16 protein-coding genes and 1 tRNA gene are annotated in these 13,673 nt (G+C 43.9%); 13 read left to right on the top strand and 4 right to left on the bottom strand.

Features of this window, described 5'->3' with window-relative positions; translation table 11 throughout:
* Nucleotides 1–5 precede the first annotated feature (5 nt).
* The 11 genes from L1D15_RS09890 (at nt 6) to L1D15_RS22100 (ending at nt 7,248) form a co-directional block, all read left to right on the top strand.
* Nucleotides 6–317: a hypothetical protein gene (locus L1D15_RS09890; RefSeq protein WP_239875475.1), complete on the top strand. Its 312-nt coding sequence runs from the start codon at nt 6–8 to the stop codon at nt 315–317.
* The gene (locus tag L1D15_RS09885; protein WP_239875474.1) at nt 310–609 is read left to right on the top strand and encodes a hypothetical protein; all 300 of its coding nucleotides are present in this window, start codon (nt 310–312) and stop codon (nt 607–609) included. Before L1D15_RS09890 ends, L1D15_RS09885 begins: the two co-directional genes overlap by 8 nt.
* Complete coding sequence (locus tag L1D15_RS09880; RefSeq protein WP_239875473.1) at nt 593–898, top strand: hypothetical protein; 306 nt, start codon at nt 593–595, stop codon at nt 896–898. The genes L1D15_RS09885 and L1D15_RS09880 overlap by 17 nt, the downstream gene beginning before the upstream one ends.
* A complete protein-coding gene (locus L1D15_RS09875; RefSeq protein WP_239875472.1) occupies nt 864–3,626 on the top strand; it encodes a toprim domain-containing protein in 2,763 nt (920 codons plus the stop codon). The genes L1D15_RS09880 and L1D15_RS09875 overlap by 35 nt, the downstream gene beginning before the upstream one ends.
* 177 nt (nt 3,627–3,803) lie before the next feature.
* Entirely contained in the window at nt 3,804–4,061 is a 258-nt protein-coding gene (locus tag L1D15_RS09865) for a hypothetical protein (protein WP_124940017.1), read from the top strand.
* On the top strand, nt 4,048–4,293 hold the full coding sequence (locus L1D15_RS09860) for a hypothetical protein (protein WP_239875471.1): 246 nt from the start codon (nt 4,048–4,050) through the stop codon (nt 4,291–4,293). The genes L1D15_RS09865 and L1D15_RS09860 overlap by 14 nt, the downstream gene beginning before the upstream one ends.
* A gap of 29 nt (nt 4,294–4,322) precedes the next feature.
* A complete protein-coding gene (locus L1D15_RS09855; RefSeq protein WP_239875470.1) occupies nt 4,323–4,559 on the top strand; it encodes a hypothetical protein in 237 nt (78 codons plus the stop codon).
* A complete protein-coding gene (locus L1D15_RS09850) occupies nt 4,552–5,178 on the top strand; it encodes an HNH endonuclease signature motif containing protein (protein WP_239875469.1) in 627 nt (208 codons plus the stop codon). The genes L1D15_RS09855 and L1D15_RS09850 overlap by 8 nt, the downstream gene beginning before the upstream one ends.
* A gap of 10 nt (nt 5,179–5,188) precedes the next feature.
* A complete protein-coding gene (locus L1D15_RS09845; protein ID WP_239875468.1) occupies nt 5,189–5,692 on the top strand; it encodes a PadR family transcriptional regulator in 504 nt (167 codons plus the stop codon).
* 177 nt (nt 5,693–5,869) lie between these two features.
* Nucleotides 5,870–6,064 carry a hypothetical protein gene (locus tag L1D15_RS09840; protein WP_124940013.1) on the top strand — a complete coding sequence of 65 codons (195 nt, stop codon included), beginning with the start codon at nt 5,870–5,872 and terminating at the stop codon, nt 6,062–6,064.
* Nucleotides 6,065–6,081: 17 nt separating this feature from the next.
* Nucleotides 6,082–7,248, top strand: a complete 1,167-nt coding sequence (locus L1D15_RS22100) for a tyrosine-type recombinase/integrase (protein ID WP_239875467.1) — start codon at nt 6,082–6,084, stop codon at nt 7,246–7,248.
* A 105-nt stretch (nt 7,249–7,353) separates the two neighbouring features.
* On the opposite strand, the gene L1D15_RS09830 is transcribed toward L1D15_RS22100, so the two are convergent.
* From L1D15_RS09830 to L1D15_RS09820, 3 genes are all read right to left on the bottom strand, one after another.
* Nucleotides 7,354–7,430 (bottom strand) — tRNA-Pro (locus L1D15_RS09830).
* A 53-nt stretch (nt 7,431–7,483) separates the two neighbouring features.
* Nucleotides 7,484–9,292 carry a DUF3413 domain-containing protein gene (locus tag L1D15_RS09825; RefSeq protein ID WP_239875466.1) on the bottom strand — a complete coding sequence of 603 codons (1,809 nt, stop codon included), beginning with the start codon at nt 9,290–9,292 and terminating at the stop codon, nt 7,484–7,486.
* Between the two features lie 27 nt (nt 9,293–9,319).
* Complete coding sequence (locus tag L1D15_RS09820) at nt 9,320–9,544, bottom strand: YejL family protein (RefSeq protein ID WP_239838202.1); 225 nt, start codon at nt 9,542–9,544, stop codon at nt 9,320–9,322.
* 85 nt (nt 9,545–9,629) lie between these two features.
* On the opposite strand from L1D15_RS09820, the gene yejK reads away from it, so the two are divergent.
* Nucleotides 9,630–10,631: a nucleoid-associated protein YejK gene (gene yejK, locus L1D15_RS09815; RefSeq protein WP_239865654.1), complete on the top strand. Its 1,002-nt coding sequence runs from the start codon at nt 9,630–9,632 to the stop codon at nt 10,629–10,631.
* Nucleotides 10,632–10,750: 119 nt separating this feature from the next.
* Entirely contained in the window at nt 10,751–11,989 is a 1,239-nt protein-coding gene (locus L1D15_RS09810; RefSeq protein ID WP_239875465.1) for an Hpt domain-containing protein, read from the top strand.
* Nucleotides 11,990–12,159: 170 nt separating this feature from the next.
* On the opposite strand, the gene L1D15_RS09805 is transcribed toward L1D15_RS09810, so the two are convergent.
* The gene (locus tag L1D15_RS09805; protein WP_239875464.1) at nt 12,160–13,614 is read right to left on the bottom strand and encodes a sucrose-6-phosphate hydrolase; all 1,455 of its coding nucleotides are present in this window, start codon (nt 13,612–13,614) and stop codon (nt 12,160–12,162) included.
* Nucleotides 13,615–13,673 lie beyond the last annotated feature (59 nt).

Raw genomic sequence — 13,673 nt, 5'->3', positions numbered from 1 at the left:
TAGGTATGGAAACAGTGCAAAGTATTGAAGAAATGGTACAGCAGATGCGCAGAAATGCATTAGCCGCTGCTATGCGCAATATCAATTTGCATGTATTTAACGGCAGGGCGAGCGCAATGCGAATGGCGGAATACGTAGCAGAGCGCTTAAACGTGAGGCCTACCGATATTCGCTTATGGCTGACAAGTGGAGGGGTTCCTGAGCAATACGCTGAACAACTTCTTGAAGTGCTTAACGAGAATTCTGTTTGGCGTCGTCATCAAATTTTACCCTCCAAACGTTTAGCTACAAATTACATGGAGGCGGCTTATGTCTGAAGCGCTAATGGCTACGAGACTTACTGCTCCTGAGCGAGCGTGCCTATTTAAGCTTGAGCAGCAAATGGTTCGTCAAAAGGGGTTTATTAATCGTGAAGCTTTTGTTGATGAACAAGATTCGGTGTTTAAAGAGTGGCAACAGGCAGGACATATAGAGCTTGATGAGCAAGAGATACACCACCTCGATCAAGAAGAGGTGATGAATCTACAACTCACACACAGTTGCCATATGAGTCATGAGCTATGGATAACCGCGGCATGTTTAAGGCGGCTTTATGCCTATGACCTGTAAACCCTATAAAGGCTGGACTTGCCCTCTCTGGTTTTCCGAGCCGGTTTTAACTCGCAGTGCTATGCCATCGGTCACTCTGAGTGAACTCGCTCCTGACAAGAAAAAGGCCGTGTGGGGTCGCATTCAACAAGAGTATCCACCGATGGCAGACCTGCTGAAGTCTCAAGAGTTTCAGCAGGTAAAGCAAAATTTAGAACGTCTTTTTGGCCCTGTATCCGTTGGGGTAGAACTACATAGAATTGGAGGCACGCTGTATGGCGTCCGCAGAACAACTAAAACAGATCATTGATTTACATGAGTTGGCTGACCGTTTGGGAATGGAACGACCAGATCCAAATGGGAACTATCGAGCACCAGATAGACCTGACAAACATCCAAGTGTCAGCATTTTTAATGCAGGTAAAGCTGGATATGAGATGTGGAAAGATCACACCTCTGGTGAAAAGGGCTCATGTATTGACCTCGTTATTTATTGTGGCCAGGCAACTGATACCAGTGAGGCAATGAAGTGGCTACATGAGGAATTTAATATTCCAACTGATGAAGTCGCGCCGCAGCCAAACAAGCCACAAAGCCAGCTGGCATGGGTGGCTGACAAGCAGTTATCAATGGCATCTGATGCAAGGGCTTACCTTATTGACGAACGTGGCATTCCTGCTGAAGTGGTTGATATGTTGCAAAGGCGCGGAGCATTCGGCTATAGCGACTGGACAAACCCTAGCAAGAACGCAGGCGAACTTGGGTACGGTGGACCGGCTATTACGTTCCCAAGTCGATGCTTGTTTACCAATGAGATCATGGGTATCGATATACGATTTTTTGACCCGGCTCTAAACGGTGATAACAAGACTAAAGCCATGGGCGAAAAGCGTGGGTATCCATACATTCCAGACAAGGTTGCTTTGAAGCGTGCCAAAACGGTGATTGTAGTTGAATCTGCCATCAACGCGATTTCGGCTATAGCGGGATTTGATCCAAAGGGTAAAGGTAAATCTCTGACAACCGCTGTTGCTACTCGTGGCCTTGCTGTTGATGAAATTGACTGGAGATTCTTAGCAGGTAAACGTGTGATTTGTTGTTTCGACAATGATGAACCCATAGCTGAAGGACCTAGAAAAGGACATAGACCAGGACCTGAGGCTGCTTGGATTGTTCACGAGAAATGCACCGCTCTAAATATTCCTTGCTTCCTTGTTGATCAAAAAAATGGCAAGTGGGAAGGTTTGAATGATTTGAACGACTTTCTCAAGAAACACGGCACATTTTTAACCAAGTGCACGCTAGAAAACAACTTGGAACAGTGGTTGGTCGCAGGTCAGGAAGGTGAGTTTGAGAATGCTCAATTTAAGCGTCTGCCACTTCCACATCACGACCAAAGTCTTTATTGGCTGTTTAGAGTAAAGCCTGACTTTACAAGCTATTTAAAAATCGTAACCAACGAAGAAGGTGAACAGAAGATACCGCAAGATGTTTGTTCTTTTCGCATCGCTGGCTTATCGAAAGTAACTATTTCATCGGCTAACTCCGCAATGACGGGGGAGCCAGATTTACAGCCGACAAAAGTCTATTCATCAACAATTCAAACGCCAGACTCTCCAACAGAGTTGACACGCTTTGTTATGAAGCGTGAGCAGCTATATAACGTAGACGTATGGCGTAGAGTTGGCGGCGGGATTTTTAACCCAGGTAAGTTTACCCGAATGATCTCTATCCTCGAGCGTGCGACTCATATTGGTGAGCGCAGCGCAGTGAATTTCGTTGGCTTAGCTTGGCATAACGGTCAAGCAATTTTGAATGAAGGTCCTGACTCGTTCTTTACTGACCCAACACAGCAGTGCCCTTATCACAATCTACAGTTCCCATCAGGAACACCAGAACAAGGTCTTAGAGTATTAGAGGCTTATCATGCCACTTTTAAAAATAATGCCGCTCTGATGCTTTTGGTTTGGGGGCTTGGCTGTCATATCAAAACATTTTTGGGCTTTTGGCCTCACTACATGCTGAATGCTGGAAAGGGCGCTGGTAAGTCAACGCTGGTTAAATCGCTAGAGCGTACGTTAGCGTTCACGATGTTCTCCGGCCAAAGTTTGAAAACCGAGTTCCGTTTGCTGACATCAATCTCACATACCTCTCATCCAGTCGGGTGGGAAGAGTTATCCGCACAAGGGCAAGGCGTGATTGATAAAGCGGTAGCGATGCTTCAAGAGAGCTATCAATACACCATTACTCGCCGCGGTACTGACATGACTGAGTTTCTTAGTATTGCGCCTGTTCTGCTAGCTGGTGAAGACGTGCCTGTACAGTCTTTGCTTGGAAAGCTTGTCCGTTCTGATTTGACCGGGCGCAAGGGTGACATGATTCCTGATGACCTGCCTCGCTTCCCAGTCAAAAACTGGATTTTATATCTGACATCTTACTCTCGACCTCAAATGAAACGCGCTTATCGAGAGTGTGTGGATTACTTATCCAAACGTTGCATGGCCAAGCCAGATGATAACGGTGCCAACCGTATGCGTGACAATTACGCCTGTTTAATGCTGGCTTGGCGTCTATTGTGCGAGTTTACAGGCGTTGCGAGTAACTACGGTCATTTTGTGCAGGACTTAGTAACGGAGATGAACGCGCACATTCGAGAAACCGAGGCTGAACGTGAGCCATGGGTTTGGATCCTAGAGTTAATTCTTGGTGAGATGGATGCAGGACATTTCCGCCATCCGTACGCATTCGATTGGATTGAGGGTGAGCTATGTTTGCTGGTTCGCACTAGCCATATTATGCAGCACATCAGCCAAAGTCCTGCACTCAAAGCGAAATTCGACAGTTTGCCGGTTAAATCTGATCGCATTCTTAAAAAGCAACTGAAGGAAGCAAAAGTGGTTCTGAAAGATGGCCACGAAAAGTCAATTAATGGTAAGCGCGTCGCTAACTTTGTCGCTCTAGGAGTCGAGAACTTGCGTGAATTTGGTTTGTTCCCAGCTGTCCCAGACGATGTTCGTGAGAAAGAAACTAACCAATAAGGAAATAACTAATGAAAAACTTAATGATTGATTTGGAAACTATGGGCAATAGCAGCAATGCTGCGATCGTTTCAATTGGAGCTTGTTTTTTCGAGCCTTCGACTGGATAAGTGGAGGAAAGTTATTAGGCGAGAGCGGTGTGTTACCCATGAGTGTTGGCGAGTTTAGGAGGCTAAATTGAATAACTACATCGCTGCTTATTTGAATGACAATGGCGCCGTATCGGTGAATTCCAAAACACAAGAGATCGTTAGCATGCCACTTGGATCATTTCCGACCTTTGAACAAGCCGTGGAACACGCGTGTGATGTATTGGAGGGGCGAATAATAGGTCAGGGAGTACTGCATAGAGAGACTGGTTTTGGGGGATTCCTAATCTGTAATGAACCAGAGTTTGAGCAACTAAAAGAGGTGACAAAAGATGCCAAAAAGTAAACCACTTAATCATATCGCAAAAATGATTGTAGAAGTCTATGAAGAAGCGGGACTTGATAAGCCTTATATCAATGGCAAAAAGCATGATATGAGCAGCCATGAAAACAAATACGAGACGTTGGCCAGCGCCATTAACCTCGATGCAGGCAATCGTAAGCGCCTTGCCACAAAGCTAGGTATCACCTCATTGCACTTAGATGTGACGGTGAAAGTGTTAAATCATCATTGTTAGCTGCAGTAGAAACCGAAGAAGGTAAACCGATGAAAAACCAACTCGTAGATTTAAATAACCACTTGTTTGCTCAGATGGAACGATTGAGTGATGAGGACTTAAAAGGTGCTGAGTTAGAGAAAGAACTCGAGCGAACAAAAGCAATGACCAACATATCAAGGCAGATTATTGATAATGCATCGTTGGCGTTGGAAGGCGCAAAGTTTAAAGCTGAATTCGCTGGTAAGTATGAAGTCCCAATGATGGAGGATAAACGTCATGCCTAAAGGAATTTGTCATCAATATACTGAAGAGCAGAAGAGTTTTTTAAAAGCCAATTCTCTGCTTCCTCGAAAAGAACTTACAGCACAGTTCAACTCTAAGTTTGGTCTTGAACAAAGTCAAAAAGCCATATCTGCTTATTGTAAGCGCCATGGTTGGTTGACTGGCCGCACAGGGTGCTTTGAAAAAGGTGAATTGCCCTGGAACAGCGGAACCAAAGGATTATGTAAACCAAACTCAGGAAGCTTCCAATCAGGTCAGATACCACACAACAAAAAGCCTGTTGGTCATGAACGTATTTGTTCAAAAGATGGTTACATCCTAATTAATGTTGCTGAACGCAATCCATATACCGGCGCGGATACTCGTTATCGACCTAAGCACTATGTTATTTGGGAAAAAGAGAACGGTTCTGTACCCAAAGGGATGATCTTGCGTTTCATTGATGGGGACAAATTGAATTGCCAATTATCTAATCTTGAATGTGTCTCGCAGTCAGTAAATCTGAGAATGAATCAAAACCGAGTTAATGAGCTGCCTGATGAACTCATGGAAACAGGTCGCTTGTTATCAAAGCTAGAAGTCGCTGCTTTTGAAGCAGGTAACAGCAATAACCAAGCATAGAGGAAGCAATATGTATTTATCTAATTTACAACTCATCATGATGTCTGAAGTGAACCAGCAGCAATCAACGGGTTACGATTTAACTAAACTACTTCTAGATAAAGGTTGGAAGGCATCACACCAACAAATCTATCGTGATATGGCAAAGCTAGAGAAGTTGGGCTTGGTCTCTTTGGAATATGTACCGCAATCGGGCAAACCAGATAAGAAGTTGTACTTACTAACGCCAGATGGCCAAGAGCAGCTGACTAATGCCTTAGATACTGAACCTTCAATTTCACGCATTCAAGATGAAGCCCTAGTTCATTTGTTCCTTGCTAATACTTATTACTTCGAACAGTTAGAGTGCCTATTAAGAGAGCGCCTTAAAACTTTACGTGAACAAGTGGGAAAAGAGGATCCTTTGTCTGCATTGGCGCTCACAAGAGAGCTTCTACATTTGGAAATTGAGTGTGATTGGACCGTTCTTGTATTACGAGGACTTGCACCTCAGGAGGATGAAAAAGCAGCATAGGCGGCAAAACTATGCTTATGGCTCCAACAAACTCATGGGGTTCCATGGATTACCCCATGAGTTATCGGCCTCTGTAACCGGCAAGTTATGGAAGCCACTTTCTTATAGATCAGAAGGTTAACCATCTATTCCATAGGTTCACAGGTTTTTTAGAGTTCCTGTGTGTGAGGATCTTTTATGTTAGTAAAACTCAGCCTTTGGCGAAAGCTACGTTTTCCTCAAGGCGGGGCTCCTGATGTACGCATCTGTCGTAGAGAAATCGATTTAGGTACGTTGCCAGGAAAGCGAATAGGACGTTCATACTACGTAGATTTAGAAAAAGAAAAGAGTTCTAGCGGTGATCCATTTTTGGATGAGCTGCTTTCTCATTAGCTAGTATAGAGGTGACCGTGCCACGTCCAAGAAGTAAAAAGTACAGAGACCTTCCAGAAGGTCTCTATTTTAAAGGCAAGAAAGGCTATGTATTTCGGCGTATTGATAATAGCTGTAAATCCCTTGGCCATGATAAGAGTCGAGCAATTGCTTTAGCGCGAAGATACAACGCTACTTATAGAGTTGACCCTGAAATTTCTCATCCAGTAAACCTAGATCTAATCAAGCCACATCGTCGCAAATCAATAGAGAGGCTTTCTTCTTTTTTTTCTCGAGTATCTGAGCGCTATGCTGCAGAGGAGAAACCGAGCAAAGATACGTTGGCTATGTTTGAAAGTCGTTTGGCCAAGTTGAATATCTTGATTGGTGATAAGGCAGGCCTTTCTATCACTCTCGATGATGTCAATTTGGTACTGGAAGCCGTGGCCACGGGCAAATCAAATAATGTGTTTAATCGATGGATCGCATTTATGTCAAAGGTATTTGACTATGCGGTCGATGAGTCTGTGATGGTCGATAACCCAGCTAAACGTAAAAAGCGCAAGCCTAAGGAAGAAAAGCAGCGTCAACGACTTACTATTGCTGAGTATAAGGCTATTTGGTCGATAGCGCCCCAATGGATGCGTATTGCAATGGACCTTTCTCTTGAGACCACTCATGCAGTCAACGAAATATGTGCGATGAAATATGAACACATCACCTTACTTGATAAACCCGTTCTGGAAAACGGAGTTGAAGTGTACGGGTACCTTAGAATTCATCGTCAAAAGGTAAAAGGTAGAGAAGCAAGTCGAGTTGTTATTCCTGTGACAAGGTCACTGCTAAATATTATTGAAGCAAGCAAGGACAACATCAATTCACCTTATGTAGTACACCGTATGCCGGAAAAGCGCAGCAATGAAATGAGTCAGTATTGTGATCACATCACTCAAGTGAACAGAAAATATTTGAGCCGCTTTTTTTCCAAGCTACGAGATCAGGTTAAGGTAAAGAGCAGCATTCCATCAGAGAGTAGGCCGACCTATCACGAGATTCGAGGTTTGAGTATCCATCTTTATGATAAGGCCGGGCATGACCCTCAAGCACGCGCTGCACACACTGACTCCCGTAGTACCAAAATATACAAAGAGGGCCATGAAAAGTGGGTCCAAGTGCCAGCGGTTGAACTGGCAATCTGGACATAATATTGGAACCAGTTTTGGAACTGTTTTGGAACCGCCATGCTTTTAAGTGCTTTCCTAAGGGTGTAAAAAAGCCCGTAACTCATTGAGTTACGGGCTTTAGGTGTATGGTCGGACTGAGAGGATTTGAACCTCCGACCCCCGACACCCCATGACGGTGCGCTACCAAGCTGCGCTACAGTCCGATACCCGTAATTTACCCATTATTTTCGATGGGGTCAATCACTAACGCTATGATTTAGTTACTTTTTACGTAAAAACGTTGCAGCTCAGTCAAACCTTGCATTAGGACTGGTAATGTCGGATTCTCATCTTGCAAGCGTTGATAGTTACTGTCATACAATTTGTAGTTACCAAACTTATCGATGACTGTCGTATCTTTGTTGGTGATCAGTGCCAGTTCCCTTGTGTCCCCTGCTAGAATCCATTTTCTAGAACGCTCGTCAAACAAGTTTTGACCGCTACTAAAATCCGAAGGATTTGAGGACACACCAAGCAAATCTTGGAGTAGTGTCACTGATAAGTCTAAATGGCTGGTGCGATGATTGTACTTTCCTGCGACTTTTCCTGGCCAATGAATAACCATTGGCACTTGAAGCTGGTAGCGACTGTAGTTGCTATTTGAGCCCCAGCTGTTCGTTCTTGTCTCATTGAACTCGGTACCGTGATTAGATGTGATAACGATAATAGTTGATTCATCAATATCAAGTTCTTTAATCTTCTCAAACAATACGCCCAGTTCTTGGTCGGCGTTGCTAACGGAAGTGTGATACCCCTGTTTCAGCGTTTCTAAGGTCGATTTTTGACTGCCAGCGTTTTCATTGTAAGCGTTGAAATTATCGACCGTGGTGAGTTCAATAAAGCTGAACCAAGGGGTTTTCTTCTGTTGAGCAACCCAATTCGCCCACGCGTTAATTGCCTGAGTATCGGGAGATGTGGTGTCATTAAATGCAATGCCTGTAAAGTTCAGACCACGGAATACGGTTTCACCGTACAAATTATCATCGAAGTTGTCACCGCTGAACAAACCAAAGCTATAGTCTTTGTCTAAGAGTGTATCAAGTAAGATAGGACGGGAGCCTTGAGTTTTGATACTGCTGACGTAGCTACTCGGTAGGCCATAAAATAAGCCAAATACACCGAAAGTATCATTACTAGAGCTATAGTGATCAGTAAAGTTGAGGTTCTCGGAAGCAAATTCTGCTGCGTTTGGCATCAAATCGGATGTTAGTACATCCCCCCTTAAGTTATTGACGCTCACGATCAAAACATTCAGCGGGTTTGCTCTTCGATGAAATTCAAGTTTCTCAAGAGGATAGCGAACTAAATCTGAGTTGGCTTCGCTTTCTTTCAGGCGTTGAAGGTACTCTTCTCGATCCAGTAAACCGTGACGTTCCATAAAGGATTTAGCTGTCATCGGGTAAGATAGAGGGAAATTGGCCTTCTGCGCGGTAATCGGATTGTAGAAATAAGCATCAGCCCAGACGTATATCAGGTGACTGGTTATAAAACTGACAAAGAAGAGGGCTGCTATAGGGCGACCAACGTGTTTATGCGACAGGCGACGTTGCTTGCGCCATACCCACTCAGATAATGCTAACTGTAAGAGGAAGATAAGTGGCAACACGACAAATAAGTGTTGCAAATCAATGCTGATGGAGCTGCCTTCTTCGCTAAATAAGACTTCCCAAACAACAGGAGTCAGATGAAGGTTAATCTTTTGATAGGCTTGAGTATCAATCAGAAGTACCGTCAAACCGACGGTAGCAAAGCAAACCGCCACCAAGCGAAACAGCTTGCGTGACGGTATCAAGAAAGTCAGCGGAAACAGAACTAATAGGTAGAGTGCAAAAACGAGAAAACCGAAATGCCCAACCCAAGAAACGGCCAGATAAAACTGTCCTAAAAGGGTATCGGGCCAAGGAGATTGAGTGATATAACGGGTACCAATTAACATGGCCGCTATGATGTTGAAAAAGGCAAACCAATGCCCCCAACCCACTAAACGCGATACGCGTTCGCCGTATGTATTTCCGTTATCTACCATGTACTGTTTTATTGTCCGTTTATTGTTCTAGTGAGTGTTTTCTTCAATAGAAGACAACAGTGCCTGAGCAAATTTTTCAGCAAGTGCTTTACGTTGTGAAGCATTAACGTTTTGATTTAAGACATTGGTAGCGATATTTCCCGCAATCATCAAAGATAACTCAGGACCCGCACCGTGTTTGTCTAGCACTGCTGCAACTTCTGACAGAATTGCTTCAATTTTGTCGTCGCTGTATTTAGATGTGATCGGCATAAAGACTCTAATGGTGATAGTAAAGCGGCTTATGATAACCTACAATGCCTCGCAACTGAAACCTACACGACGATAAAAATTCATCATGAGTCTTCATCTTTCAAACGTTATCTTACACCAGCTACGTAAAAACGATTCTGACGAACTTGTTGTTAACTTTCGAGCTAATTCTCTTGAGAATGACGCATCGACGGAAAACCTAGTTGCAGAGCTGCATCGTGTCTTTAATTCTAAAGCAGGTAAAGGATTTGGTTCTTTCAAGTCTGACAGTGAATTTCAAAACTGGTTGCATGAACTTCGTAAGGGTGAGAAAAACTTTTATGATTTCTCACAAGAAAGTGCAAATCGCCTGAAAGATGAGCTAAGTAAGTACCCATTTGCAGATGAAGGCATTCTGGTGATTGCCGAATATCAGTCTCTGGCGACAGATTATCTATTCGTTGCCATTATTCCTTCAAACCAAAGCCTAAAAGTAACAGAAGGTCTCGAAATTAGTGCCACGGACTATCTTGATCTGAGCAAAATGGATATTGCTGCACGTATTGACCTGACCAGTTATGAGACAGATAAAGAGTCGAACCGCTACTTAGCTTATATCAAAGGACGCGTTGGGCGTAAGGTGGCAGATTTCTTCCTTGATTTCTTGCAAGCTGAAGTTGGGCTGGATACTAAGCAGCAAAACCAAGTTTTGATGCAGGCGGTTGAAGATTTCTGTGCAGATTCGAAATTAGAGAAAGACGAAGCCATCAGTTATAAAAAGCAAGTGGCTGACTATTGTAACGAACAAATCAAGAGCGGCGATGAAGTTCAGGTCCGTGAACTCTCTGGTGAGCTTCCTCCTTCTCAAGATGGCACCAGTTTTCTTGATTATACCCAAGAGCAGGGTTATGAATTGGAAGACAGTTTTCCTGGTGATAGAACGACAGTTCGCAAGCTGACGAAATACGTTGGCGCAGGCGGAGGTTTAAACATTAATTTTGATAGCCTGCTGCTCGGTGAGCGCGTTTTCTATGACCCTGAAACTGACACTCTAACTATTAAAGGGACACCACCGAATCTCCGTGATCAGCTGACCCGTAATCGTTAACCACTATATTATTTAATCTAGAGTTGGGCTAAGTCGAAGAAATATGCACTTAGCCCTACTATTCTTAAACTTTGCGTATATGCTTGTAATTATGGAATTTATTCAAACACGAGCATGACATGAAACGCAAAGCGCTTAAGCTGTGCTGGCTAGTTGTAATAGTCTGGGTGATAGGGATGACAATGTTCACTCTGAGTTATCGCTCCAACGTGATGACAATGAACCAGATCAGTGAGTTAAGTAATAGCATTGATGAGTTGAAATATTCGCTCTTTCAAGAACCCGCTTATCGCGCAGAACTGACCGATGGGCAGTCTCTCAACTTGCAATTGATCTATGCTCTTCGCCTCCAAATTGAAGCAACATATCAACAAAATTGGCTGACACCTGATATCAATCAATTGCTATACACAATCGATCGGTTTATTGAGCAGACCAGAGTCTTCTTGGATAACGAGCTTGATTTGATTGCATTAGTTGATCAAGTCCAATTTGTTCGAGCTAAATACCAGAGTTCCCCTGATCTGGAATTATACTATTATCATTTGGGTGCGAATGTTTTGGAAGCTTTATTTAGCTCCAACAAATCAAACCCTCAAGTTTTCCGAGAGCTGGATCAACTGTATGTCGAATCTGAATCTCTGCCTACCTTGCAAAAGAAAGATCTTCAGATGCTATTATCGCAAACGTCTTCTGTTTTAGGAGGATACGCGCAAGGCAGTTATGCCATTGAAAAAATGATTACACACTCTATCCATAACCAGATCAACCTAGTGGAAGCACAATATCAATCGCAGCAACATTACTTTATCATGGGTGGTGGTGTTTTTAGTGGGCTTTGCTTACTAGTAATGATGTCAATAGTTTATCGGTTTACAGGAGTTCAGCAAATGGTCGAACGTCCCGAAAAAGAAGCAGACAACTCTCCCGAAGAAGTTCAATCTATTGTTGAAACAACAGCAGAACCACATCCGTCGCCTGTTACAGCTGCAAATACATGGTTAAATGATGGGCCAGAAATTGATTTGGATGGCATGCTTGATGCTTTGGGGAATGACTATGAATCTGTGTGTATGTTGCTGCAGGTTTTCGTTGATGATCATACCGGGGATGCAGAGCGAATCACACAACTGCTGAATGATTCTCCGGATGAAGCCTTACGTAAAGCACATAGTTTGAAGGGCGTTGGGGGAAATTTGGGGGCCTTAAAGCTTCGTGAATCAGCCGGTAAAGTCGAACAGGCAATTAAAGAGGATATTGATTCTGTTGCAGTTTTACTTGATGAGCTTAAAGTGCGCTTAGATAAAGCCATTCTTGAAGCTCAGACGTTTCTTAAACAACAAGAAGCTAATGGTTAAGTATAAGGGTGAGTCTTTATGAAAAACTCACCCCAAAGTTTAAGATTGTAAGTATTCGCTACGTCTTGATCGACATATAGACTCAATACTCTTCAATGTTATTAACATCGAAAACCCTATTCACTCATCATTGATGTAAACCATTTACTTACTCACAAATGCTTTTGAAATTAGCCGTTGTCGCATCGGTCGGTTTGATTATACATATGAATTGGAGACAAGTAGTGCAAGGTTGCGCTCGCTTGCTCAAGCTCCAGTCTGTTTAAATCGTCAATAAAGATGCGCGACGTGAATACGGTTTTGCCGTTGTCTGCAAAAATCTCAATCGCTGAGTTATCTACGAAGATGCGAATGCGTTGTGCCTGTTCTACACGCTGGGCGTAGCGAACCGTGCCAAAGGCTTCAGCATGAACATGAGATACATGCGTTCTGTCTAATGTGAACTCTTCGCGATTACCGCTAAACACCATGCGCTCACCTGCAGCGTTTGCAAAGCTAACAGAGAAGTTTTCGTTAACCTCTAGCTCCAGTTCGAAGGCACGTGAGGTGAGTTCTGCGCAATCATTGACGGTTTCAGTGCTAGCACGCAGATCTTCTAGCTCTTTCAACGGTGCTTGGATCAGGTAGTCACCGTCAATCGTTAGTTCACGAGGTAGTGTGAACATGTGTGCCCAGTTGTTTTTGTCTGTTGGGTATTCACTCTTTGAATTGCCTAGCCAGCCAATGAGAATTCTGCGTCCTTGGTTATCTAGATAAGTTTGCGGTGCATAAAAGTCGAAGCCTTTATCGAGCTCGCGATAACCTTGGTTGTTGAACTCTTGAGTGTCGAAGTTGATGCGATCACCCACCATGTAAACCACAGAGAAAACGTTCTTGAGGTCGTACTTGTTATTTGAGCTCACACCTTGTGGCGAGAAGATGTAAACGCCGTTGTCATCTTGCTCGTAGTAGTTCGGGCACTCCCACATGAAGCCAAAGTCGCTCAAGCCGACATCGATATTGCCTACGTACTCGTAGTCATCAATCGCGTTGCCGCGGTAGTAGGCCAGCTTGCCTTTCTCATCATGGCCTTGTGCGCCAATGAGCATGTGGTATTCGCCGTCGCGGTCCACCAAGATTGGATCGCGAAACTCAGACGTGTAAGACTCAAAATTTACGTCAACTACGACGCCTTTCTTGTTGAACTTGCCTTCTTTGTCCATTACGGCCATGACTTGCGTTGGGAAGCGGTTTTGCTCTTCATCCAATAGGTTGGCTGTGTAGAACAGGTAAAGTTCGTCACCTTGAGGTACACCAACACCTGTGTAGCAGCCGTGGTGGTCGTACGCTTGATCTGGGTACATGGCTATGCCGCGATCGGTGAAGTTCACAAAGTCTTTGGTTGAAACGTGATACCAGTGTTTTAGCCCATGTACCGGACCGAGTGGGAACCACTGATAGAACAGGTGGTGCTCACCATTGAAGTAGCTCAGGCCATTTGGGTCATTCAACAGACCATGCTTAGGAGCAATGTGGTACGTTGGGTAAAATGGGTCGGTCTGCGTAGTACGCTCAATTTCTGCAAGGTACTCAGAACTGACTTCATCGATTCGTACAAAACGATTCTGACGGTTAGAAAAATCCATAGAGACTCCTAGGAGAGCGGGGCTCTCCCATCAAAAAACAGTATAAAAAGGAATGCGTT

The sequence above is a fragment of the Vibrio sp. Isolate25 genome (assembly GCF_022398025.1).
In the GTDB taxonomy this organism is placed as follows: domain Bacteria; phylum Pseudomonadota; class Gammaproteobacteria; order Enterobacterales; family Vibrionaceae; genus Vibrio; species Vibrio coralliilyticus_A.
Note: the sequence above shows the minus strand (reverse complement) of the source record. Positions and strands in the feature narration are given on the sequence as shown.